Annotated in this window: 22 protein-coding genes; 17 read left to right on the top strand and 5 right to left on the bottom strand. The window is 50.2% G+C overall.

Annotation, left to right across the window (positions count from 1 at the left end; translation table 11 throughout):
* Window positions 1-262: 262 nt before the first annotated feature.
* On the bottom strand, window positions 263-2,698 hold the full coding sequence (locus tag QW71_RS11805; protein ID WP_039297830.1) for a GH36-type glycosyl hydrolase domain-containing protein: 2,436 nt from the start codon (window positions 2,696-2,698) through the stop codon (window positions 263-265).
* 92 nt (window positions 2,699-2,790) lie between these two features.
* Complete coding sequence (locus tag QW71_RS11810) at window positions 2,791-3,846, bottom strand: LacI family DNA-binding transcriptional regulator (protein WP_039297832.1); 1,056 nt, start codon at window positions 3,844-3,846, stop codon at window positions 2,791-2,793.
* A 312-nt stretch (window positions 3,847-4,158) separates the two neighbouring features.
* On the opposite strand from QW71_RS11810, the gene QW71_RS11815 reads away from it, so the two are divergent.
* The 12 genes from QW71_RS11815 to QW71_RS11870 all read left to right on the top strand — a co-directional run bounded on the left by QW71_RS11815 (window position 4,159) and on the right by QW71_RS11870 (window position 16,736).
* Entirely contained in the window at window positions 4,159-5,979 is a 1,821-nt protein-coding gene (locus QW71_RS11815; protein WP_039298149.1) for a sensor histidine kinase, read from the top strand.
* Window positions 5,954-7,561 carry a response regulator gene (locus QW71_RS11820; RefSeq protein WP_039297834.1) on the top strand — a complete coding sequence of 536 codons (1,608 nt, stop codon included), beginning with the start codon at window positions 5,954-5,956 and terminating at the stop codon, window positions 7,559-7,561. The genes QW71_RS11815 and QW71_RS11820 overlap by 26 nt, the downstream gene beginning before the upstream one ends.
* A gap of 65 nt (window positions 7,562-7,626) precedes the next feature.
* A complete protein-coding gene (locus QW71_RS11825; protein WP_039297837.1) occupies window positions 7,627-8,541 on the top strand; it encodes a carbohydrate ABC transporter permease in 915 nt (304 codons plus the stop codon).
* Between the two features lie 3 nt (window positions 8,542-8,544).
* On the top strand, window positions 8,545-9,384 hold the full coding sequence (locus tag QW71_RS11830) for a carbohydrate ABC transporter permease (RefSeq protein WP_039297839.1): 840 nt from the start codon (window positions 8,545-8,547) through the stop codon (window positions 9,382-9,384).
* A gap of 130 nt (window positions 9,385-9,514) precedes the next feature.
* Entirely contained in the window at window positions 9,515-10,831 is a 1,317-nt protein-coding gene (locus QW71_RS11835) for an ABC transporter substrate-binding protein (RefSeq protein WP_039297842.1), read from the top strand.
* 80 nt (window positions 10,832-10,911) lie between these two features.
* On the top strand, window positions 10,912-12,561 hold the full coding sequence (locus tag QW71_RS11840) for a hypothetical protein (RefSeq protein WP_039297844.1): 1,650 nt from the start codon (window positions 10,912-10,914) through the stop codon (window positions 12,559-12,561).
* Between the two features lie 133 nt (window positions 12,562-12,694).
* Window positions 12,695-13,597 carry a glycoside hydrolase family 43 protein gene (locus QW71_RS11845; RefSeq protein ID WP_039297846.1) on the top strand — a complete coding sequence of 301 codons (903 nt, stop codon included), beginning with the start codon at window positions 12,695-12,697 and terminating at the stop codon, window positions 13,595-13,597.
* Between the two features lie 559 nt (window positions 13,598-14,156).
* The gene (locus QW71_RS11850) at window positions 14,157-14,564 is read left to right on the top strand and encodes a hypothetical protein (protein ID WP_042136288.1); all 408 of its coding nucleotides are present in this window, start codon (window positions 14,157-14,159) and stop codon (window positions 14,562-14,564) included.
* A gap of 214 nt (window positions 14,565-14,778) precedes the next feature.
* Window positions 14,779-15,045: a hypothetical protein gene (locus QW71_RS11855; RefSeq protein ID WP_039297851.1), complete on the top strand. Its 267-nt coding sequence runs from the start codon at window positions 14,779-14,781 to the stop codon at window positions 15,043-15,045.
* Between the two features lie 97 nt (window positions 15,046-15,142).
* Entirely contained in the window at window positions 15,143-15,550 is a 408-nt protein-coding gene (locus QW71_RS11860; protein WP_039297853.1) for a hypothetical protein, read from the top strand.
* A gap of 131 nt (window positions 15,551-15,681) precedes the next feature.
* On the top strand, window positions 15,682-15,897 hold the full coding sequence (locus QW71_RS11865) for a hypothetical protein (RefSeq protein WP_039297855.1): 216 nt from the start codon (window positions 15,682-15,684) through the stop codon (window positions 15,895-15,897).
* A 167-nt stretch (window positions 15,898-16,064) separates the two neighbouring features.
* Window positions 16,065-16,736, top strand: a complete 672-nt coding sequence (locus QW71_RS11870) for a stalk domain-containing protein (protein WP_039297858.1) — start codon at window positions 16,065-16,067, stop codon at window positions 16,734-16,736.
* A gap of 36 nt (window positions 16,737-16,772) precedes the next feature.
* Here QW71_RS11870 and QW71_RS11875 read toward each other — a convergent pair whose 3' ends face one another.
* Entirely contained in the window at window positions 16,773-17,378 is a 606-nt protein-coding gene (locus QW71_RS11875; RefSeq protein WP_039298151.1) for a thermonuclease family protein, read from the bottom strand.
* 39 nt (window positions 17,379-17,417) lie between these two features.
* On the bottom strand, window positions 17,418-17,597 hold the full coding sequence (locus QW71_RS11880) for a hypothetical protein (protein ID WP_039297859.1): 180 nt from the start codon (window positions 17,595-17,597) through the stop codon (window positions 17,418-17,420).
* Window positions 17,598-17,728: 131 nt separating this feature from the next.
* Between QW71_RS11880 and QW71_RS11885 the strand changes: the two genes are divergently transcribed.
* Window positions 17,729-18,220: a hypothetical protein gene (locus QW71_RS11885; protein WP_052769994.1), complete on the top strand. Its 492-nt coding sequence runs from the start codon at window positions 17,729-17,731 to the stop codon at window positions 18,218-18,220.
* Window positions 18,221-18,449: 229 nt separating this feature from the next.
* Here QW71_RS11885 and QW71_RS38925 read toward each other — a convergent pair whose 3' ends face one another.
* Window positions 18,450-18,698 (bottom strand): hypothetical protein, encoded by a 249-nt coding sequence (locus tag QW71_RS38925; protein WP_076245358.1) that lies wholly within the window; start codon window positions 18,696-18,698, stop codon window positions 18,450-18,452.
* Between the two features lie 206 nt (window positions 18,699-18,904).
* On the opposite strand from QW71_RS38925, the gene QW71_RS11895 reads away from it, so the two are divergent.
* From QW71_RS11895 to QW71_RS11905, 4 genes are read left to right on the top strand one after another with little or no spacing between them, the layout of a single operon-like run.
* Window positions 18,905-19,528 carry a hypothetical protein gene (locus QW71_RS11895; protein WP_152679745.1) on the top strand — a complete coding sequence of 208 codons (624 nt, stop codon included), beginning with the start codon at window positions 18,905-18,907 and terminating at the stop codon, window positions 19,526-19,528.
* Window positions 19,525-20,052 (top strand): accessory gene regulator ArgB-like protein, encoded by a 528-nt coding sequence (locus QW71_RS11900; protein WP_039297864.1) that lies wholly within the window; start codon window positions 19,525-19,527, stop codon window positions 20,050-20,052. Before QW71_RS11895 ends, QW71_RS11900 begins: the two co-directional genes overlap by 4 nt.
* Entirely contained in the window at window positions 20,049-20,171 is a 123-nt protein-coding gene (locus QW71_RS38930) for an AgrD family cyclic lactone autoinducer peptide (protein ID WP_083442519.1), read from the top strand. Before QW71_RS11900 ends, QW71_RS38930 begins: the two co-directional genes overlap by 4 nt.
* Before the next feature lie 15 nt (window positions 20,172-20,186).
* Window positions 20,187-20,567 (top strand): LytTR family transcriptional regulator DNA-binding domain-containing protein, encoded by a 381-nt coding sequence (locus QW71_RS11905; RefSeq protein ID WP_039297866.1) that lies wholly within the window; start codon window positions 20,187-20,189, stop codon window positions 20,565-20,567.
* Window positions 20,568-20,764 lie beyond the last annotated feature (197 nt).

Raw genomic sequence — 20,764 nt, forward strand, 5'->3', positions numbered from 1 at the left:
GAATTTCCGGGAATGTAGCAGCTTGAAAATCGACTTTTTCAACAGTCTGAGAGAATCCATCTATTTACGGTTGCCGCGGCAGCCCGGCTCATGCGAGTATTGCTTCAAGCCGCTTTAGCCATCGCTTTAGCCGCTTCTTCACCGTTATCGCCGCTTCACCGTTATCGTCTCTTTTCCTGTTGTATAGTTTCCTAAACAACAAGAAAGCCCCCGGCTGCACCGCTTAGGCGGAACAACCGGGGGCTATTTTCAATAATGCTAACTAACCCAATACAACTACAACCTGGTGAACCGCACCGTCGCCCACAGGAGCGATGATGTTGCCTTCAACAGCAGCACCGTCGAGAGTCAGGCTGGCCACGCCTTTGGAGACATGGTTCGGGTTCTGGATCGAGATGACATAAGTGTCGCCGCGGAAGACGCGGGTAATCTCGAAGCTGTCCCACTCCGTAGGAATACAAGGATCAACCTTCAGACCGGCAAAGTCAGCCTGGATACCGAGGATGGACTGTGTAATCGCTACATAGTTCCATGCCGCTGTACCTGTCAGCCAGGAGTTTTTCGCTTCCCCGTGACGTACCGCATCTTTACCGGCAATCATCTGCGAGTACACGTAAGGTTCCATACGGTGAACTTCGCTGATGTCCTCCAGGTAAGCCGGAGCAATTTTTTTATAGATTTCGAAGGCTCTGTCGCCGTGACCAAGAACCGTTTCAGCGATCATGATCCATGGGTTGTTGTGGCAGAAAATACCGGCATTTTCTTTGTAGCCCGGAGGGTACGTAGAAATTTCACCCAGGTTCACGTAGTACTTGGAGTAAGGAGGCTGCTGCAATACGATACCGTAGTCCGTATCCAGACGTTCCTGCACGGAAGTCAGGGCACGGGCTGCTTCGCCGTTCTCCACACCGATACCCGCCATTACACACATCCCCTGCGGCTCGATGAAGATCTGGCCTTCCTCGTTCTCCTTGCTGCCGATCTTGTCGCCGTAGTGGTCATAAGCGCGCAGGAACCAGTCGCCGTCGAAGCCGTGGGACAGGGTAATGGCACTCATGTTCTCGATCTTCGCAACCGCATCAGCAGCTACATCATCCAGTCCGCGCATGCGGCAGATTTCAGCATAGTCCGGTCCAACGAAGACGAACAGACCTGCGATGAACACGGATTCTGCTACGCCGCCTGCGATATTCTCAGTTGTCTGGAACGATTCGCCCGGCTCAGTGGAGAAGCAGTTCAGGTTCAGACAGTCATTCCAGTCCGCGCGTCCGATCAGCGGCAGGCCGTGAGGTCCGAGGTTATTCGTTACATGCTCGAAGCTCAGCTTCAAGTGCTCGAACAGGGTAGCCGTGTGATCCGGATTGCTGTCAAAAGGAACCTGCTCATCAAGGATCGAGTAGTCGCCGGTTTCCTTGATATAGGCAGCAGTACCCGAAATCAGCCAAAGCGGATCATCGTTGAAGCCGGAGCCGACTTCGTTGTTGCCCTTCTTGGTAAGCGGCTGATACTGGTGATACGCGCTGCCGTCAGGGAACTGGGTAGCGGCGATATCAAGAATACGTTCTCTGGCACGCTCTGGAATCTGGTGGACGAAGCCGAGCAAGTCCTGGTTAGAGTCGCGGAAGCCCATACCGCGGCCGATTCCGGATTCGAAGTACGAAGCGGAACGGGACATGTTGAAGGTAACCATACACTGGTACGGATTCCAGATGTTAACCATCCGGTTCAGCTTGTCGTCACCGCTCTGGATCTGATATTTGGACAGCAGGTTATCCCAGTGTGCAGCCAGTGTAGCCAGGGCAGCATCTACCTGGGCATCTGTAGCGAACTGATCGATTACAGCCTGCGCAGGTTTTTTGTTGATAACGTTCAGGGATTCCCATTTCTCATCTTCCGGGTTCTCAATATAGCCGAGTACGAAGATGAAGCTTTGCTCTTCACCTGGTTCCAGTGTGATTTCCAGTGCGTGGGAGCCGATTGGCGACCAGCCGCTGGCCACAGAGTTGGTAGCTTCACCGGCAGCAACTGCCTGCGGAGCGTCCAGTCCATTGTACATACCCACGAAGGATTCGCGGTCGGTATCGAAGCCGGCGATTTCCTTGTTTACTGAATAGAAAGCGTAGTGGTTTCTGCGCTCACGGTATTCGGTTTTGTGATAGATGACGGAATCCTTCACTTCAACTTCACCGGTGCTGAGGTTACGCTGGAAGTTTGTCATATCATCATTGGCATTCCACAGACAGAATTCGGCAAAGGAGAACAGCTTAACCGTCTTCTTCGCGTCGCCAGTGTTCTTAACGATCAGGCGGTGTACTTCAGCATTGTGGCCCATTGGTACAAAAGCGAGTTGATTAACGGAAATTCCGTTACGCTCACCAGTGATTGAAGTGTAGCCAAGACCATGGCGGCATTCGTAGAAGTCCAGATCGCGTTTTACCGGCATCCAGCCCGGGGTCCAGAAATCACCGTCATCATACAGGTAGTAGTAGCGGCCGCCTGTATCCAGCGGAATATTGTTATACCGGTAACGGGTAAGTCTTCTCATGCGCGCATCGCGGTAGAAGGTATAACCACCGGCAGTATTAGAGATGAGGCCGAAAAATTGCTCGTTGCCGAGGTAGTTGATCCATGGGTAAGGTGTTTTTGGGGTGTTGATTACATACTCTTTGCGAGTGTCGTCAAAAGTTCCGAATTTCATTAGAGACAAGTCTCCTTTCAATTGTGAACGCGCGTTTACAAAGCTGAGAAAAAATCCCCTCGGGGTAAGGGATTTTTCTGTATACTAATACATTACTGCTTCGGCGGCTGGCAGGAATCTCTTGCCACCAGACGCGCCGGGAAACTGATCGTGCTGAAGGTCGGCTGCTGTGAATCGCACAGCTCGATGACCTTCTCGACAGCGGCCTTGGACATTTCGTAAATCGGCAGACGGACGGAGGTCAGCTTGGGATGAATCCGGGAAGCGAGCTGCACATCATCAAACCCCGCGATAGACATATCCTCCGGCACGGAAATGCCATGCTCGGAGAACGCTTCCATCGCCGAAATAGCCATATCATCATTGGAGGAGAAGAACGCAGTCGGCAGCGGGCCGCCGGAATTCAGCAGCTTCTTAACCTCTTCATAGGCGGTTTCCTTGAGGAAATCACCCTGTAGGATGAAATCCTCATTCAACGAAAGCCCATGACGCTTCAGTGTATCCTCATATGCCATATAGCGTTCCCGTCCGGAGTATGTGTTCATCCGTCCGCAGATCATGCCAATTTCTTCATGGCCGAGACCGATCAGGTACTCAATGGCTTCAACCGTACCCTCATAGTCCTTGGAATTCACTATAGCCAGATGATTGCGATCCAGATGCTCCGACATAATCTCCGAAATGTCATAATCAATCAGCACAAGCGGCGAGTCGAGACCGACCATTTCCCGTACAATCCCGATATCCTTCTGGGTGCCGACTATAATGCCGCCGTCAATCCGTTTCTGCAGGAAAGCCTGCTTCACCTTCAGGAAGTCGTCGGGAGAATATACGGTATGAATCAGAACATAACAGCCGCGGGCATTCGCCGTGTCGACAACGGCATCGACGAACGGGGCGAAGTAGTTATTCTGATAGATTCGCGTCGCGTTCTCTTTCTCGTTCATGCTGATTGCAAAAAGCCCGATCGTATCGGTCTTCTTGCCGGCCAGAGCCCGGGCGAAGCTGTTAGGCTCGTACTGATGCTGTTCAATCACCTTCAGCACCTTGGCCCGGGTCTCCTCAGGGACATTGGAATAGTTGTTGATCACACGGGATACTGTGCTTCGCGAAACCCCGGCTAGCTTGGCAATATCTTCGCTTCGCATGGTGTACCCCCTCTATTGTAAACGCGCGTTTATGAATTCATTGTAAAATAAACCGGCGCGAAAATCAATCGTCCGCCCAAACAATTTTGCCTTGAAACATAAGAAAGATTAGTTTTACGCCAAACTTTATCCTTCAATTTCTCGCTGAAACGAATCCCGCCCTTGAAGACGGAATAGCCGTTTCCACTTGCCGGATTCTCCGATCTGCGTTACAAATAAATGCATCAGGAAAAAAGAGATGCTGGAAAGGACGAAATAGATGATTATACGGGAAATAGATTCGCAGTTACGCAGGGAGAAGGAGGGATTACTATTTTTTACTCGTTAAAAAACCGCCTGATCGCGTTCTTCGTTGTGCTGCTGGTACTATCCTTCGGCACGATGTCGCTGCTGCTGTTCAACCAGTCACGCTCCATCATCCGCTCCTATATCGAATCCTCGGCACTGGAGAAAATGGACGAGTACGGCTCATTTATTAACATGGCCCTGCAGCAGAGCTATGACTTGTCCTCTCTGGTCTACAACAGCGATATCACCCAGAGGTGGGACGCCCAGCTGTCCAATCCGGCTTCAACCGAAGGGCAGAAGATGCTCTCCAATATCACCATGAGCAAGTTCCTGACCCAGACCACCAACAATTATTCGATTGTCTCCTCAGTGACCATCTACCGTCAGGAAGGGATGCGGATCGGTGCCGATAACCAGGTGGTTACGGATGCCTCGTTCAAGCAGGAGACGTGGTACCGCAATTTCATTGAACACAGCAATCACTGGGTTCCGGCCCATACGGATCAGGTGGAGATTAAGGGAGCCAAGCCGTATGAGGTGGTAAGCCTGCTGCTGCCGATCGGGATTTTTGAGCCTTCGCTGGCCAAAAATGTGATGAAGGTCAATATCAAGGCGGACTTCCTGCTGGAGCCGCTGAATCGTATACATCTCGGTGAAAGCGGTACCATTTTTCTGCTTAACCAGCAGGGTAATCCCATTCTGTCACAGCAGGAGTACAGCACTTATCCTGAAGCGGCGGCGGAGGTCCGGCGGGTCCGTGCAGGCAAAGCCGCGCAAGGCGTTGTCTACCTGAAGGATCAGAAGGGCGCTACACATATTCTGGTCTACAAAAAGCTGGCAATCACCAACTGGCTGCTGGTCGGTTTTGTCTCTGAACAGGATCTGTATGTCAAGCTGTTCAAGCTCCGCAACAGCATTATTGTATTCGCTTCCCTGATGCTGATTGCCGCCTTTGTGCTGGCTTACTGGATTTCTTACGGTATTACCAAGCCCCTGTCCCGTCTGGTGTCGGCCATGCGGCATGTCCAGAAGGGGGATTTCGCCCAGGCCGAGCGGCTCACTCCGCCGGAACGCAGGATACGGAACGAGGTAGACTACGCAACCGACACCTTCCGGAGTATGGTCAAACAGCTGAGGCATCTGATAAGGACCGAGTTTGAACAGAAGCTGCTGCGCCAGCAGGCAGAATATAAAGCACTACTGATGCAGATCAATCCCCACTTCCTGTTCAATACGCTGGAGCTGATGAGCAGCCTGGCTATCCAGCAGCGGACGAAGGAGACGGTTACGGTCATTGAGTCACTCGGCAAAATGCTCAGGTTCTCGCTGCGCATTAGCGAGGATCTGATCCCGCTGCGCGAGGAACTGAAGTATGTACGCTATTATATGTCCATTCTGGACATCCGCTTCGGCCCGGGTCTCGATCTGCGGATCGAAGAGCAGGGCGAGCTTGACGATCTGGAAATCGTCAAGTTCCTGCTCCAGCCGCTGATCGAGAATGCGGTGAAGTACAGCTTCATTCACCAGGCGAATGCCAGGGTGCTGATCACGGTAAGACAGGACAAGGACAGGCTGTATCTTGCTGTCGCTGATAACGGCATCGGAATGGCCCCGGAGCTGCTCCGTGAGCTGAATGATCGGGCCATGCGCCAGCAGCTGGAGCAGCTTCTGCAGAGCAAGACCCATCAGATTGGACTTCGTAATGTGCTGGCCAGATGCCGGCTCTACTATGGCGATTTATTCAGCTTCAGGATAGATTCAAGCGAACAGCAGGGCACCAGCATCGAACTGAGTCTGCCCATTCAGAGGAGGAATGAAGATGTATCGCGTATTGATTGTGGATGATGAGCCGGAAATCCGTCAGGGCTTGCGGCTCAAGGCAGACTGGGCGGGCCTGAATCTGTCAGTGATCGGTGAGGCAGGGAATGGCATGGAGGCAATGGAGCGGCTGGCTTGTGAGGCGGTAGACATCGTAATCACGGATATGAACATGCCTGTTATGAACGGCGTGTCTTTCCTAGAGGATTGCCGCAGGCTCTATCCGGAGCTGAAGCTGATTGTAATTACCGGCTATGAGGATTTTCATTACGCCAGAGCGGCTGTCCGTAATCAGGCGCGAGATTATCTGCTGAAGCCGGTAGCTGCCGATGAGTTGATGGCCGTCCTGCGGAAAGTGAAGGAGGAGCTGGACCGGGAACGCAATGACCGTGATCAGCAGTCCGTAATCCAGTGGCGGCTATCCCAGTATTACAAGGAGATGAAAGAGCATTTGCTTGTCCAGCTTGTCAAGGAAGACGTAGGGCAGGTGAATGCGCTGAAGGAGCGTGCCGCACTGTTTGAGCTGGGCGGATGGGATTCGGCAGGAGTGCATTTTGCAACTGCCGGACTCAGAGAACGGACGGGGGAGGCTCCGCAGCTGCCTGAGCGTACGCCCGGCATGCTGCGCCTGCCTTTTGAGCTGCTGGGCAGGGAATTCGTGGGCAGATACGGCAGCGGCTGCTTGGTGTTCCGCGATCCGAACTATCCCGGACTGGTTCACTATATTCTGCAGGAGGGTCTGACGGATATGCCGCAGTTCTGTGCAGATTTGGCTGCTTGTATCTCTGCACATCTGGGTTTTGCTCCTGTCATCGGCTATTGCGGCGTCAAGCACGGATTCCGCCAGTGGAAGGAAGGCTATATGGAGTCTCTGCTGGCCTGGAACCTCTCGGAGAATGCAGCTTACCCGCTGGCTGAAGGAAAGTCAGAGCCGGGAGCAGTGCTTACAGAGGAGCTGACACGGACTCTGCGCCGCCTGCTGATTCAGGGGGAGTGGAGCTGCTTCGGCCAAACGGTCCGGCAGGAGCTTCAGCAGGCATTCTCCCAGTCACGTTCCCGTTTCGTGAAGCTGATCTTTCAGCTCTATCTGCTTGTGGACGGAGCGGATGGAGCGGCCGCACATGGGACCGGTCATGCCCAGCAGCTGTGGCTCCATCCGGAGATGGTCCATAAGCTTGACTCAGTAGACAAGGCGGAGCAGTTCCTGCTGGAGCTGGCCGGACGTGCACACCGTCAACTGCAGGAAGCAGGGGACCCTGATGATTCGGTGATCCGCACTGCGACGCAGTATATCGACGGCAATTACATGTATGATCTGAATTTGACCCAGCTGGCTAAACGGTTCAATTACAATTCATCCTATTTCTCGGAGCTGTTCAAAGCCAAGGTAGGCCGCAGCTTCATGGCCTATCTGACCGACATCCGGATGGCCCAGGCCACCCATCTGCTGGTGAGCACAACCCTTGGTCTATGGGACATTGCCGAGCTTACCGGGTTCTCGAATGCCAGCTATTTCAGCTCCAAATTCAAAAAGATGTACGGGATCGCCCCTTCAGACTTCCGCCTGAACCCACCTGAAAAATTCAATAGTGAGCAGCCGAAGAAATAGCATTCAAGCGGGCTGCGCTACTTTCTATAATGAGCCTATATCCATTTAAGAAGGAGAAGGCGCATATGAAGACTGCACACAAATCGGCTTTATGGAGAAGAAGCGGCACCGCTTACCTGTTCCTGCTTCCCTGGCTGATCGGCTTTTTCGGACTCACACTTGGCCCCATGCTGGGATCCTTTTATCTGTCCCTGACCAAGTACAACCTGCTCAATGCCCCGGTATGGCTGGGCTTTGACAATTACAGGCACATTTTCACGGCAGACGAATACTTCTACAAATCTCTTAGTGTGACTTTTAAATACGTGCTTTTTTCGGTTCCGCTCAAAATGGCCTTCGCCCTTCTGGTCGCCGTCGTCTTGAACAAAGGCATCCGGGCGCTGGGCATCTACAGAACGGTATACTACATTCCTTCCCTGCTGGGAGGAAGTGTGGCCATCGCCATCGTATGGCGGCAGATTTTTGACGGGGAAGGCCTGATCAACCACTTTTTAAGCTGGTTCGGGATTGAAGGTCCGGCCTGGATCGCCCATCCGAGCTACATTCTCTCCACCATCGTTACCTTGTCTGTCTGGCAATTTGGTTCTGCGATGGTCATATTCCTGGCCGGAATCAAGCAGATTCCTGCGGACCTGTACGAAGCGGCACAGGTGGACGGGGCCGGTAAGCTGCGGCAGTTCGGCAAAATAACGCTGCCCATGCTGTCACCGGTAATCTTTTTCAACCTGGTCATGGGGATTATCAACTCCTTCCAGGTGTTTACCCCGGGGTATGTCATTGGGGACGGACGCGGCGGTCCGGTAAATTCAACGCTGTTCTATACGCTCTATCTGTATCTGAAAGGCTTCTCATTCTTCGATATGGGCTATGCCGCCGCTCTGGCGTGGATCATGCTGATCATCATCGGCCTGTTTACCTCGATTGTGTTCGTGACCTCCAGGTTCTGGGTGTTCTACGGCGACGGAAAGGACGGGCGATAAATCATGGCTGAACAAAAGACGATTTTTAAGCTCGGCAAGCATGGTCTCATTATTCTGTTTGGGCTGCTGATGCTCTATCCGGTGCTGTGGCTGCTGTCGAGTTCCTTTAAACCGAATGAGCTGATCTTCTCTGATCCCGGTCTGTGGCCGGCGAGGTTTACACTGGAGAACTATGTGAATGGCTGGAAGGGGCTTCAGGGCATCTCGTTCAGCCGCTTTTTCCTCAATTCGGCAACGATCTCCGTGCTGTCGGTGATCGGCAATATTCTCACCTGCTCTTTGGCGGCTTACGCGTTCGCCCGGCTGGAGTTCCGTCTCAAGAGTGTGCTGTTTGCCTGCATGCTGGTGACAATTATGCTTCCTTACCATGTGCTGCTGATTCCGCAATATATTATTTTCAGCAAGCTGGACTGGGTGAACACCTACTTACCTCTGATCGTACCGAAATGGCTGGCGCATGACTCGTTCTTCGTGCTGCTGATGATCCAGTTTATCCGCGGCATTCCGAAAGAGCTGGATGAAAGTGCAACCATAGACGGCTGCGGACAAGGTCAGCTGTACTTCCGGATTATTATTCCGCTGCTGGTTCCGGCGCTGATCACAACGGCTATCTTTACTTTTATCTGGACGTGGGATGATTTCTTCAGCCAGATGATCTATTTGAGCCGGATCAATCTGTTCACCGTTCAACTGGGCATACGTTCACTCTATGATCCCTCCGGATCATCCGACTGGGGCGCGCTCCTGGCGATGTCCGTGCTCTCGCTTGTGCCGATCATGACTATCTTTCTTCTCTTTCAAAAGCATTTCCTGGAGGGCATCGCTACGACCGGTTTGAAATGACGGGCTCTACTGAAATGCAGACCCGAAAAAACCACTAGCGGAGACCCGAAGAAATGAAATTCAACTCCGGTCAAGAAATGATTAGGATGGGAATGCAAGCGATTACAAAAATTCTTGGGGGGACATTTCGATGAAAAAAACGTTGAGCCTTACACTGGCCGTATTGCTGCTGGCCGCAACGACCGCTTGTTCGGGTGGCAACAATGGCAAACCGGCAGCCGGCAGCCCGGACACTGCAGAGCCATCTGTGGATCAGGTCGAGCTGCGGATTATGTGGTGGGGCGATCAGAAGCGGGCAGACAAGACAAACGAGGCACTGCGCAAATTCGAGGAGAAGTATCCGAATATTAAAGTGGTCGGGGAGTTCGCGCCAAACTCCGGGTATTTTGACAAGCTGAACACCCAGCTGGCTTCGGGGACAGCGCCGGATGTATTTTTCCTCGGAGGCAACGTAACGGATTACGCGGATAAAGGGGTACTGCTGGATCTTCAGCCGTATGTCGGCAAAGAGCTCGATCTGACGGATATGGATCAGACCATGGTGGAATACGGAACGCTGGGAGGCAAGCTGGTTCATATCTCTGCCGGAGCGAATGCCAGAGGGATGGTCGTCAACACCGAGCTGTTCAAAAAAGCCGGAATGGACATTCCTGCGGACGGCTGGAGCTGGGAAGATTACGCCCGGATCAGCAAGGAAATCTCCGGGAAGCTGGGTAAGGGCTATTACGGCACCTACAACTTTACAGTTGAGGGCATGGACATTTATATGAAGCAGCGCGGCAAGCAGGTCTATGATATGGAGAAAGATGCTCTGGGCTTCGAACAGCAGGACGCCGAGGACTGGTTCAACTACTGGAACGACATGTCTAAAAACGGCGGGATGGTTACACCGTCCCTGCAGGTATCGAATCCTCCTGGAGACACAAGTAAATCACTGGTAGTCACCGGCAAAGTGGCGATGAGCCTGATTCCGTCCAACCAGTTCGCCGCCCATCAGAATCTGATCCAGGATACACTGACGATGGTTCAGGTTCCGCGTGGTCCTAAAGGAACAGGTGTCGTATTCGAATCCAGCCAAGGCTTGTCCGGATACGCGAAGACGGAGCATCCGAAGGAAGTAGCCACACTGATGAACTACTGGATCAATGACCCCGATGCCGCGCAGATTCTCGGCAGTGACCGCGGAGTCCCTGTTACCTCCAAAATGCGTGACCTCCTGATGAAGGATGCCACTCCGCTGGAGCAGACCGTATACGACTTCACGAGCCGGGTGTCTGAGGCGACGAAGAAGGAGCCTTTTGCCATCAGCTACAATCCGCCAAGCTTCACCGAGTTCACCAAGCTGGCTGAAACCGCTGTGCAGGAAATCGGTTTCGAGCAGAAGGATGTGAAGCAGGGAGTGGAGGATTTCTATAAAGGAGCTACGCAAATTTTTGGCAGCAAATAAGGTATTTACCGGAAGCAGACTGCCCGGGCAGTCTGCTTCTCTGTCTTGGGAGAGAAGAGAAGATACAGGAGGGAAAGTGCATGACCAGGGACTTATTACAACAGCTCCGGGGAGTAACGGCTGATGACCGGATCGGAGTGCTCAAGAAGGCGGCAGACCATGGCGCTATGGAGCAATGGAGGCAGTCGGGAGTTGCTTTTGCCGCCTCCTCGGAAGCGATGGAGAATGTCTATTACTCCGGATTGTATAAGCTTATGGATTGTATCGTGCCGATGGACGGCAATGGCCATGTTCTGCATGAAGGAGGTGTCTATCTCGGCAGCTGGCTGGAGAGCACGGGAACCATCAGCGCTGAGCTGCTGTCACGCTTTATGCCGGAGGTGGCGGAAGCGACCTTTCGCCTGTTCGCCGATTATCAGCGGGAGGATGGTCTGATCCCATACAAAGTAACCCCTGCGGGGCCTGCTTACCGTCAGATCCAGATGGTGACCCCGCTGGCCCGGAGTGTCTGGAATCATTACGTGCAGAACGGACGCAACAGGATGTTCCTCCGCTCGATGTACCAGGCGATGAGCAAGTTCGACGACTGGCTGGCCAGCCGGCGCGATACACGAGGAACAGGCTGCGTGGAGGCCTTCTGCACCTTTGATACCGGGCATGATCTGTCTCCGCGTTTCTGGCATATTCCGGATACACCCCATCTGGACGATGCGGCGCAATGTAACCCGGATTCACCGCTGCTGCCTTTTCTGGCCCCTGATTTAACAGCCAATGTCTATTGCCAGCGGCAGTATCTGTCCAGAATAGCAGAGGAACTGGGAGAGAGCGGGGCGGAGTGGGGTTCCAAGGCGGCTGCCAGCAGCCAGAGCCTGTTCAATTATTGCTATGACGAAGAAGATCAGTTCTTCTATGACCGTGACCGCGGGGGCCGGTTTGTGCGTGTGCAGTCGGATGTGCTGTTGCGTGTGCTGGCCTGCGAAGTGGGAGACCGCGATTTCTTTGATGCTGCACTCCGGCGTTATCTGCTGAATACCAGCAAGTTCTTCGCCAAATATCCGTTCACCTCCATAGCGATGGACGACCCCCGGTTTGATCCGTTCTCCAGTTACAACACCTGGGGCGGCTCATCCAACTTCCTCAGTATCATCCGCGCGGCGCATGCCTTTGAGCATCACGGGCGTTATGTCGAGCTGACCTGGGTGCTGCTGCCTATTCTCGCTGCGCTGTCGCGGATGACACGCTTTGCCCAGACGTTAAGCCCTTGGACAGGAGAAGAGGGATATACAGAATCGTATTCCCCAGCTATTCTGTGCCTGCTGGATTATGTGGAGCGCCTATGTGGAATTATGCCGGTAGCCGGGGAGGAGCTATGGTTCACCGGACTGCTTCCTTATGATATGGATCATGGCCAGGAGGTGGCCCATGAGACAGGATACCGCCGGGCGGTAGATGGAGCAGTCTATGAGCTGATCACTACCCGCCAGGGGGCAGTGATCTACCGGGACATGGAGGAGTACATGTCCTTTCCGTTTGGAGTCCGTGTAATAACGGACCGGAACGGACAGTTGCTGAAGCTGATCGGGATGAGTATCCACGAAGTCGGGGGCAGCATCTGTTATCAGGGCAAGAGCCTCCCGTTTACGATCAAGGGCAATGAACAGCTGGAATATGCGGACGGCGGGTTCAGCAGCATCAGCGATATTGGAGTGGTGCTGCCGGAATACCGGTAAATAAGTTGAACTTTACGCATTCGCTCCTCCAGTTCCAATATTCACCTTCGTTCCTGTTCACCTAGTGTACTTTCTTAAGTACACCTTATATAAATATTGCTTGCAGCGTGTGTGGTAGAAAGGAGAGTTATAAATGATAGATAACAACAGCTTACAGATCAGAGATCCGTTTGTGCTGCCGCTTGCCGGACAAGGACAGGGACAGGAACTATACTATTTGTATGGCAGCACCGACAGCAATATCTGGGGCAAAGGAACGGGGTTCGACGCCTACACAAGCAAGGATCTGGAGCATTGGGAAGGACCGTTTCCGGTGTTCCGGCCGGAAGCGGATTTCTACGCCGAGCGTAATTTCTGGGCGCCGGAAGTTTATGCCTACGGCCAGAGCTACATCATGTTCGCCACCTTCCGGCGCAAAGACAATGATCTGCTGGGGACGGCTGTGCTTGCTTCGCCGCATCCGCTTGGCCCGTTCAAGCCGCATAGCGAAAGGCCGGTGACCCCGCGGGACTGGAGCTCCCTGGACGGAACGCTCTATATAGATAAGCAGGACCAGCCATGGATGGTCTTCTGCCATGAGTGGCAGCAGACTGGAGACGGGGAGATCTGCGCCATGCGGTTAACGGAGGACCTGCGGAGTGCGGAAGGAGAGCCGGCCGTTCTGTTCCGGGCATCGGAAGCCCCATGGACAACACCGTTTGTATCCAAGCGGTATGCGGATCAGCTCAATTATGTAACCGATGGGCCATTTCTGTTCAGGTCAAGTGACGATGATACGCTGTACCTGCTGTGGGCCAGCTTCATTAATAACACCTATGCGCTGGGCATTGCCCGTTCCGGGAGTGGTGAGATAACCGGACCGTGGATTCATCAGGAGGAGGCTCTCTATCAGAAGGACGGCGGACACGCGATGGTATTCCGGACCTTCGGCGATAAGCTGATGCTGGCGATCCATACACCGAATCAGACTCCCGACGAACGGCCGGTATTTCTGGAGCTGGAAGAAAGTAATGGCGTGATGAGGATGAAGGAATAGGTGTTGGAACGCCATTAAGCAATCTGATTCCTCCGGCTCTGCACCTGACATCGTGCCCGAATGACAGGTTGTCTGCTACGAGACGCTCGCTTCATGTTTAACTGTATTTTGTACAACTAAAGCGGGCGATTTTTGCCCCGTGGGAGTTTTAACTGCACTTCATACAACTAAAAATTACAGCTACGCCGCAAACGAACGCTTTTCTCAATTTTAGTTGTACAGAGTGCACTTATCCTAGCTCATCCGGTTTTTCGCCGTCTTTTAACTGCACGAAATACAACTATTCCTTGTGTTGTCTGCATTGAGATCACGGAAGAATATCATACAGAATCTATTAAATTCTAAATATTTACATGGGAAATTATAGATGATATATTAAAAATGCTCATATAGACCATTTTGAGAGGGAAGGAGACTTGCTTATAGACTCCAATCTGCCGGGTAGTGTGAAGTGCAAATAGTCTGCTGCTCTGTTGAGCCGGACTACGCCAAGCGAGTGCTGTGCGTTTCGTTCAGACCGATTCCCCTATACCCAAAGAATTAAGGAGGATATTAATAAATGCGAAAATTAAAAACGTTGATAGTGTTTCTCTTCGCAGCAAGTTTCTTGTGGGTCTCCGCTCCTTCTGCGCATGCCCTTTCTCTAGCGCCGGGTTTTAATTCGCCAGTAACCCTGACTCTGCAGCCGGGACAAACCACATATTTGCTCTGTACAGCCTCCGCCAAAACGATTAAAGCTGTTGTGGAGAAGCAATCGGATACGGGTAAAGTGACGGGACCTTATTATTTCAACATGAGCAACCGCGGCCAAATCCAAATGGGCACAATGAGTGGTGCCAGTGCTGTGCAGGATCTGTATTTCAGCTATTGGGACGGCAGTGCCGGAAATGCGCTGCTCTACCTGAATGCGACGGATACTACGGTTCCCATCCAGGTGAAAGTGACCTTTTATAATTTAAGCAACTAATATAAGAACAGGCGATAAGCCGTCAAAAGAAAAGATTGCTACTCCATTGCGGAGTAGCAATCTTTTTATGGTTATAGGAGATTATTCAATGTTAATTAAACTTTAAATCACCCCATCTCCCCCGGCAGCATTGTCACATGACTCATTTACAAATAGTTCCACAAGAAATATGCTATCCTTATTTAATACTGAGCAATCACAAGGAGGGCAACTGATGAAAGGGGTCTATCTGAAGTATTTTGGCGTGGCGATCATCGTGCTGGGGGTATTTGCTTGTATTCCAATGGGATTCCATTTGGGCGGTGTGCTTGCTGTTGTTATCTTCCTCGCCGTTTCCTGCATAGCCGGTATGTTTTTTATTGGCTTCGGTGAACTTGTCTATTCCCTGCAGCGCATTGAGTTAGAGATTGCCGGGGAACGTCCGCAGTATGATCCTTTGACCGGACAATATCAGGTACCGCCCAAAGACAACGGCCGCTGATCATGCGCGCACAGTTTGAAATTTAATCTGATTTGTCCAACCTGAACCTTCTTTCTTACATATTCTATGAGTAGTAGATTAGAGAGGAGGTATCACCATGGCAACGATTATTGACACAGGGGCCAGCACTGCGTCAACGGGCAGTCAGACCGTATCGATTCCGATTCTTTCACCGGCAGGCAATCTGATCTTGGCCGAGTTTGGCCTTGCTACTGTAGCTTCAGGGGTTGTATTACTGAGTGCCTCCATCGGATTTCAAACTACGCTCGGCGTACCCAGTGTGGTCTTCACATTGTACCGGGACGGGCAGCCCATCTTCAATATGGGCTCCAGCGGCCTTGCGCTTTTGGCCATTCAGCCTATTACTATTGCTTATATGGATAGAAGTGTCCCCGCTGGTTATCATGCATACAGCTTGGGTGTCGCCAATAACAGCTTGAATATCCTGCTCAATGCAGCCAGTGTTACGGGACCCGTGACATTCTCAGGAACCTCCATCGGATAAAAGAAATGCATAGAACAAACCCGCTGAACTCCGGTCCGGCGGTTTTTTTGAGTGTATATACAAAATGTTCTATACCTATTATGATTTACTTAAAGATTCAGAACTCTATACGAGGAGAGGGGCTGTGAGAAATGATGGCAACAGGTTTTGGGTCATTGCTTGCCGGCAGTTTTAGTATATTTTTCTTTTTAGTCTGGCTGGCATGTCTGGGGCTCGGTATTTATTTATTCGTTCTGGTTGTAAAGCTCGCGCGCAGAGGAATTGTTGCATTGGATCTGTACAATCATGCCAAGAATCTGGAAATCCGCAACCATTACGAATCCGTTCACAAAAAAGATGAGTTCTAAATGATACATAGCCAATTGGAATTGGAAGTATGGATGCCCTGCCGGAAGGCGGGGTGTTTTTTTGTATTTCGGCGGATTCTCCGCCCATTTGCATATTATGGTAAGATTTATTATACTCCCAGTATGTAAGTTTTAAATTTGAAATACATGGAGAGGAGTTTGATCGGGTGAAAAAGAAATTAACCGCTTCGCTGACTGTTTTTGCTGTACTTGGAGGAATGGGGACGGGGGTATACGCCGGAGCCAATCTGCAGGAGATCAAAGCTTTTCTGAACCCGGGAATCAAATTCAAGGTAGATGGCCAGCCTGTGCAGCTGAAGAATAGCAGCGGTGCAGTGATCGCTCCGATTTCTTATAAGGATACTACGTATCTGCCAGTCCGTTCTGTGTCGGATCTTCTCGGAGTTACCGTTAAATTCGATGCCGCCTCCAATACCATTTCATTAGGCGAGCAGACGGAAGGAGTCTCCATTGCAGCCGGTTTTGACTCATCGTACCATACCAAAGATCCTGACAAAACCGTCTATAAAGATAAGGACTACAAAGATGTCCATTTCGATAATGGCAGCGGCAATCGCGGCAGCTCGTTCATGCTCTACCCGAACAAGAAATATCAGAAGCTGTACATTCAGGTAGCGGCGATCGGCACTGATATTAAAGACTTTACCGTGCAAGACAGCGATACGGATACGGTGCTTAAGAAGCTGAACATTACCCCAGAAGAAGGGCTCGTAACCGTAGAAGTGGACATTGCTGGAGTAAGCTCTATCTATGTAACCGGAGACGTACAAGACGGCTCATCCATGTTCGTTCCATTGACTACTTCCTATTATAAGTAACTATTGAAGAACCCGGGAGACTTTTGTCTCTCGGGTCTATTTTTTGTTGGCGGGGGTAGCTGTGACAGAAGTGTCGTATCCCCGGTCGGTCACATAATTCTCTATGCTCCAAATCCCCAGTCTCGCAGACTTAGCCTTTTTCTCAGTGGCTCTGAGCTGATCCACATATTTCACATCAGGCGGATACACGGCAACCCTGGCCAGACCCTCAGCGACCAGCATTTCATTCACCATCTCATCACCGAGATAGACATAAGCCAGAACCCGGCCATATTGATCACGTTCAGACACATCCATTTCGACCCTAACCGTTTGCCCGTTCAGAAGCTCCGCTAAGTATTCGCTGGCCTCAGGGCCAAAGGGCTGAACCGGTGTATTGGCGCGTTTGGTTTCAGGAGTATCAATGAGCAGGAGCCGGATTTTGTCCACCGAACCATCTTCGAACTTAACTTTGAAAGTATCTCCGTCGGTCACAGATAGAACTTCTGCCTGAGAAGGATATGTAAGAACAATCGTGTCCAGTGTTTCAAAGGTATTGTCCGGTTCATCTTTCGACAGGACAGCTGTCACCAACGAAATCGTAAGAGCTAATACAATCAAGCCGTACCTGGTAAGCTTCTTACCGTTATTAGATTGGAACATGTGCTAATGACTCCTTTGCCGTGAATATATCATTCCGGTTCACTCAGCCGGAGGATCTTTTGGATCATTCTTAGATTTGCCGGACCTAGAGAAAACAACTCCAAAGGCAATACCCAAGGCTATGCCCAAAGGCAAATTATCAAAAGCCATCCAAAACACTATACCAAAGCATAAGCCCAGGGCGATGCCTTGCTGGGAGGAGTCTTTTTTCTTATCCATATCCATGTCTCCTTTTATAGATGTAATTAAAATCAAGAAGCTGATTGGCGGAATAGCATAAAGGGTATTATCCGGTAAGCCTGCATATCTTACTGGCAATGTTAGGCCTAGAACGCTTAAGGAGTGAAGATGTGTATACCAAAAAACTAATCTTGACCTTATCGATGATGTTATCCATGTTGGCAGTGAATGCCTGCAGTAATCAGCCGGATGTGCCTGCAACTGATTCTATGCAGACCTCTGCACCGTCCGCCGGGAACAATGGAGTTACGGCTCAGCCGGATGCTTCTGCTGCTTCCCAAGAGCTGCCGGAGAATCTGCCTGAGGATTTCCCGCTGCCTGAGGATGTTCAAATCAAGCTATCCCATTCTGAAGAAAACGAAGGCAAAAAGACAGCTCTGCTGATCTTCACCACAACGCAAAGCATGGATACAGTATCGAAGCTCTATCAGGATTATTTCTCTTCAAGACTCGGAAGCGATTCTGCGCAGACCCTTGATGACAAGAACCTGATTATCCAGGGTACCACCAAAGACAATAAGCAGAGCTGGTCGATCATCGGCGGTTCTTTGGCTTCCCAGGAAGGTACTGTAGAGCTAAATGTAACATGGGCGGAATTATAAATTAACAATCCTGTTTAGTGATGAACATCCGTTGGTTTATGGTCAGGAAAGACCGGCGGATGTTCTGTTTATATTAGTGTATTTTACCATACAATCCCCCAATATTAATCCCGCGTGGACCAGAGAAAGGCGGTAATACGCCTGGATTCCCTTCACTTGTTACGTTCGTCCTCTCAGAGAAGTTGCAAAATAAAAGAGCCTGGCAATTAGCCAGACCCCTGAAATCCGGTCAATTACGCTGGAGTAACAAATATCCGCTGATGCTTGAGGTTTTTTTGCGGAACACGATTCTGAAACCGATGTCGTTATCCTGCAGACAGGCTAAGGCCGTGCTAAGCAGTCCGTTGGTTCTTAAGCTGGGCAAGCAGGGTTCGGCATTTCCGATAACCCGGCTGGCGGTAATTCTGCGTGCAGATCCGGGCACTAACGGGTTCCGGCTCCAATTGATCAACACCAAATCCGGCTGACGAGTCGCCATGCTAATCTACCCCTTTCTATTAAGGTTCTCTATATAGAATGCAGGGGAGAATTATAATGCATCAGACTTATGCGGAGTCCCAGCTTGCTAAATACACATACTCTGCAATCTAGTGCGGAAGCCCGAAAATAAGTAGTATACTCAATATCGGAAGCAGTTATATAATTAAGCTGTTGAATGAAAATAATGTCAGGCGGTGTTGTATTTTGTCGTGGGAACCAGTCGGGTTTATGGTGTTCTCTAATCTGGAGGCGTTCGCTTGGTGCGCTCTCTGTATGTCCATCTTCAGGTTCAAAACATCGGATTATGCGTGGCAGATCCTGGTCGTTGTGACGCTGATGAATTTACAAAGTTTTGTTCTGCGGAATGAATTATCTCTTTCTTATCTGGTTCCTCTTATCAACATTTTGTTTATCACATTCCTGTTTTCTACAATTGTTAGAGTTTCACTGCTAGGCTCGTTAACGATTGCAAGTGCAGGATTGGTTGTATTCGGATTTATCCAGACCGTGTTGGCCATTGTGCTCTTTGGCTCAATTAATGCGGTGGACGCATCAGTTGCGAATGGATATGCACTGCAAATAAGCACTGCTGTAATTGGTTTGCCGCTATCCTGGTTTTTATACCGTTACGGTTATGGATTTTCTTATGATTTCGAGAGATTCCGCCTGAAATATGAAAAAATAATGATTATTTTGACAATTTCCGTATTCATGACCACTGTTGCTCTAGTACTGTATTTGAATCAAATCCTGAATGTCATCATTGTGCTGGCAATTTCGCTTCTCTTTTTCTTAAAATATGCAATAGCTAAGGAGAAGGACCTATGATTGAGCTAATGGCTGACAAAATGGCCCGGGGAATCAAACAAAGAGCGCCTGAACATCCTGCAACGCTTGCTGTGCTTAAACACTCGCTCGCCATTCTGATCAATACATTTTCGATTTTAGTGCTGACCTTGGTGCTTGGGATTGTTACGGAGCATCTTTATGAAACTTTGGCCGTACTAATTTCCTTTGCTGCGCTGCGAATGGTCTCGGGCGGGTTACATCTACGATCAGGGACTTGGTGCGTAATCGTTACTACTGCGATGGTGCTGCTGGTTTCACATGTTGAAATGACGGGAAGTCTAACTTGGAAAATAACAGCTTTGAGTTTTATCCTGGCTGCAGCGTTTGCGCCAACGGATATACAAAAGCAGTCACGAATTCCTCAGAAATATTATCCGGTACTCAAGGTTCTATCCATGATCTTGGTTTCTGTGAACTTTTTCTTGGGATCACCCGTAGTAGCTGCTAGTTTTTTGGTACAAACCCTGCTATTAATTCCTTGGAAGGGGGTGAAGAATAAATGAAAAAGAACAAATGGAACCTAATTTCTTCCGCTTTGGCTTTATTGGCTGTAATTACTGTTTCACCTGCGAGTGTATTCTTTGTTTATGGCGCTGATGCTCCCGAAGAATTATTGAAGTAACTGGAGATGAGGATCATGGAGATATTATCAGTAACGCGGGATGTCGATGGCACTGCCGGTCTGGTTCAACTGCCTATCAGCGATATTGCATTCATGGCCTATATTAAGAAAATTAATCGCGTGGTAGTGCATACTGTAGAGGATGAATTTTATCTCATGGGTACTCTAGTATTCTGGCAAACTGCTTTAGTGGCAAACGGTCATAGATTCATTTCGGTTGATCGGACAAACGTTGTGAATATAGATCGTATCCGATATTTGGATGAGATCAAGCATAATGCTTATTTTGAATCCGAACCAACCAAGAAATCTAAACGTTGTACACTGACGAATATCAGGTTTGATCAGATAGCAGATATGATACAAATGCCCTATAAATCTCATCTTCTTGCATAACACCAAAAAGAACCGCACTGCAGCGGTTCTTTTTTTATGGAGTATTGCATTATAACATAATCTGCATGTCGAATGCAGTCTAATTATGATAAAAGTCTTCAACTTTTCGTCTAGACGAAAGTTTGTTGTCATGCAATGAAATATGAGATTAAATAGGATTAACTCAACCGCTGAAAAATCGTTGACAAAAATATTTA

The sequence above is a fragment of the Paenibacillus sp. IHB B 3415 genome, from assembly GCF_000802655.2.
GTDB lineage: Bacteria > Bacillota > Bacilli > Paenibacillales > Paenibacillaceae > Paenibacillus_AQ > Paenibacillus_AQ phytohabitans.

Bases quoted from the DNA above. Each gene is read 5' to 3' on its own strand.
- QW71_RS11855 (WP_039297851.1), top strand. From the start codon at position 14,779: ATGAAAGGGGTCTATCTGAAGTATTTTGGCGTGGCGATCATCGTGCTG.
- QW71_RS11865 (WP_039297855.1), top strand. From the start codon at position 15,682: ATGATGGCAACAGGTTTTGGGTCATTGCTTGCCGGCAGTTTTAGTATA.
- QW71_RS11835 (WP_039297842.1), top strand. From the start codon at position 9,515: ATGAAAAAAACGTTGAGCCTTACACTGGCCGTATTGCTGCTGGCCGCA.
- QW71_RS11880 (WP_039297859.1), bottom strand. From the start codon at position 17,597: ATGGATAAGAAAAAAGACTCCTCCCAGCAAGGCATCGCCCTGGGCTTA.
- QW71_RS11825 (WP_039297837.1), top strand. From the start codon at position 7,627: ATGAAGACTGCACACAAATCGGCTTTATGGAGAAGAAGCGGCACCGCT.
- QW71_RS11840 (WP_039297844.1), top strand. From the start codon at position 10,912: ATGACCAGGGACTTATTACAACAGCTCCGGGGAGTAACGGCTGATGAC.
- QW71_RS11900 (WP_039297864.1), top strand. From the start codon at position 19,525: ATGATTGAGCTAATGGCTGACAAAATGGCCCGGGGAATCAAACAAAGA.
- QW71_RS11830 (WP_039297839.1), top strand. From the start codon at position 8,545: ATGGCTGAACAAAAGACGATTTTTAAGCTCGGCAAGCATGGTCTCATT.
- QW71_RS11850 (WP_042136288.1), top strand. From the start codon at position 14,157: ATGCGAAAATTAAAAACGTTGATAGTGTTTCTCTTCGCAGCAAGTTTC.
- QW71_RS11820 (WP_039297834.1), top strand. From the start codon at position 5,954: ATGTATCGCGTATTGATTGTGGATGATGAGCCGGAAATCCGTCAGGGC.
- QW71_RS11810 (WP_039297832.1), bottom strand. From the start codon at position 3,846: ATGCGAAGCGAAGATATTGCCAAGCTAGCCGGGGTTTCGCGAAGCACA.
- QW71_RS11905 (WP_039297866.1), top strand. From the start codon at position 20,187: ATGGAGATATTATCAGTAACGCGGGATGTCGATGGCACTGCCGGTCTG.
- QW71_RS38930 (WP_083442519.1), top strand. From the start codon at position 20,049: ATGAAAAAGAACAAATGGAACCTAATTTCTTCCGCTTTGGCTTTATTG.
- QW71_RS11845 (WP_039297846.1), top strand. From the start codon at position 12,695: ATGATAGATAACAACAGCTTACAGATCAGAGATCCGTTTGTGCTGCCG.
- QW71_RS11875 (WP_039298151.1), bottom strand. From the start codon at position 17,378: ATGTTCCAATCTAATAACGGTAAGAAGCTTACCAGGTACGGCTTGATT.
- QW71_RS38925 (WP_076245358.1), bottom strand. From the start codon at position 18,698: ATGGCGACTCGTCAGCCGGATTTGGTGTTGATCAATTGGAGCCGGAAC.
- QW71_RS11805 (WP_039297830.1), bottom strand. From the start codon at position 2,698: ATGAAATTCGGAACTTTTGACGACACTCGCAAAGAGTATGTAATCAAC.
- QW71_RS11860 (WP_039297853.1), top strand. From the start codon at position 15,143: ATGGCAACGATTATTGACACAGGGGCCAGCACTGCGTCAACGGGCAGT.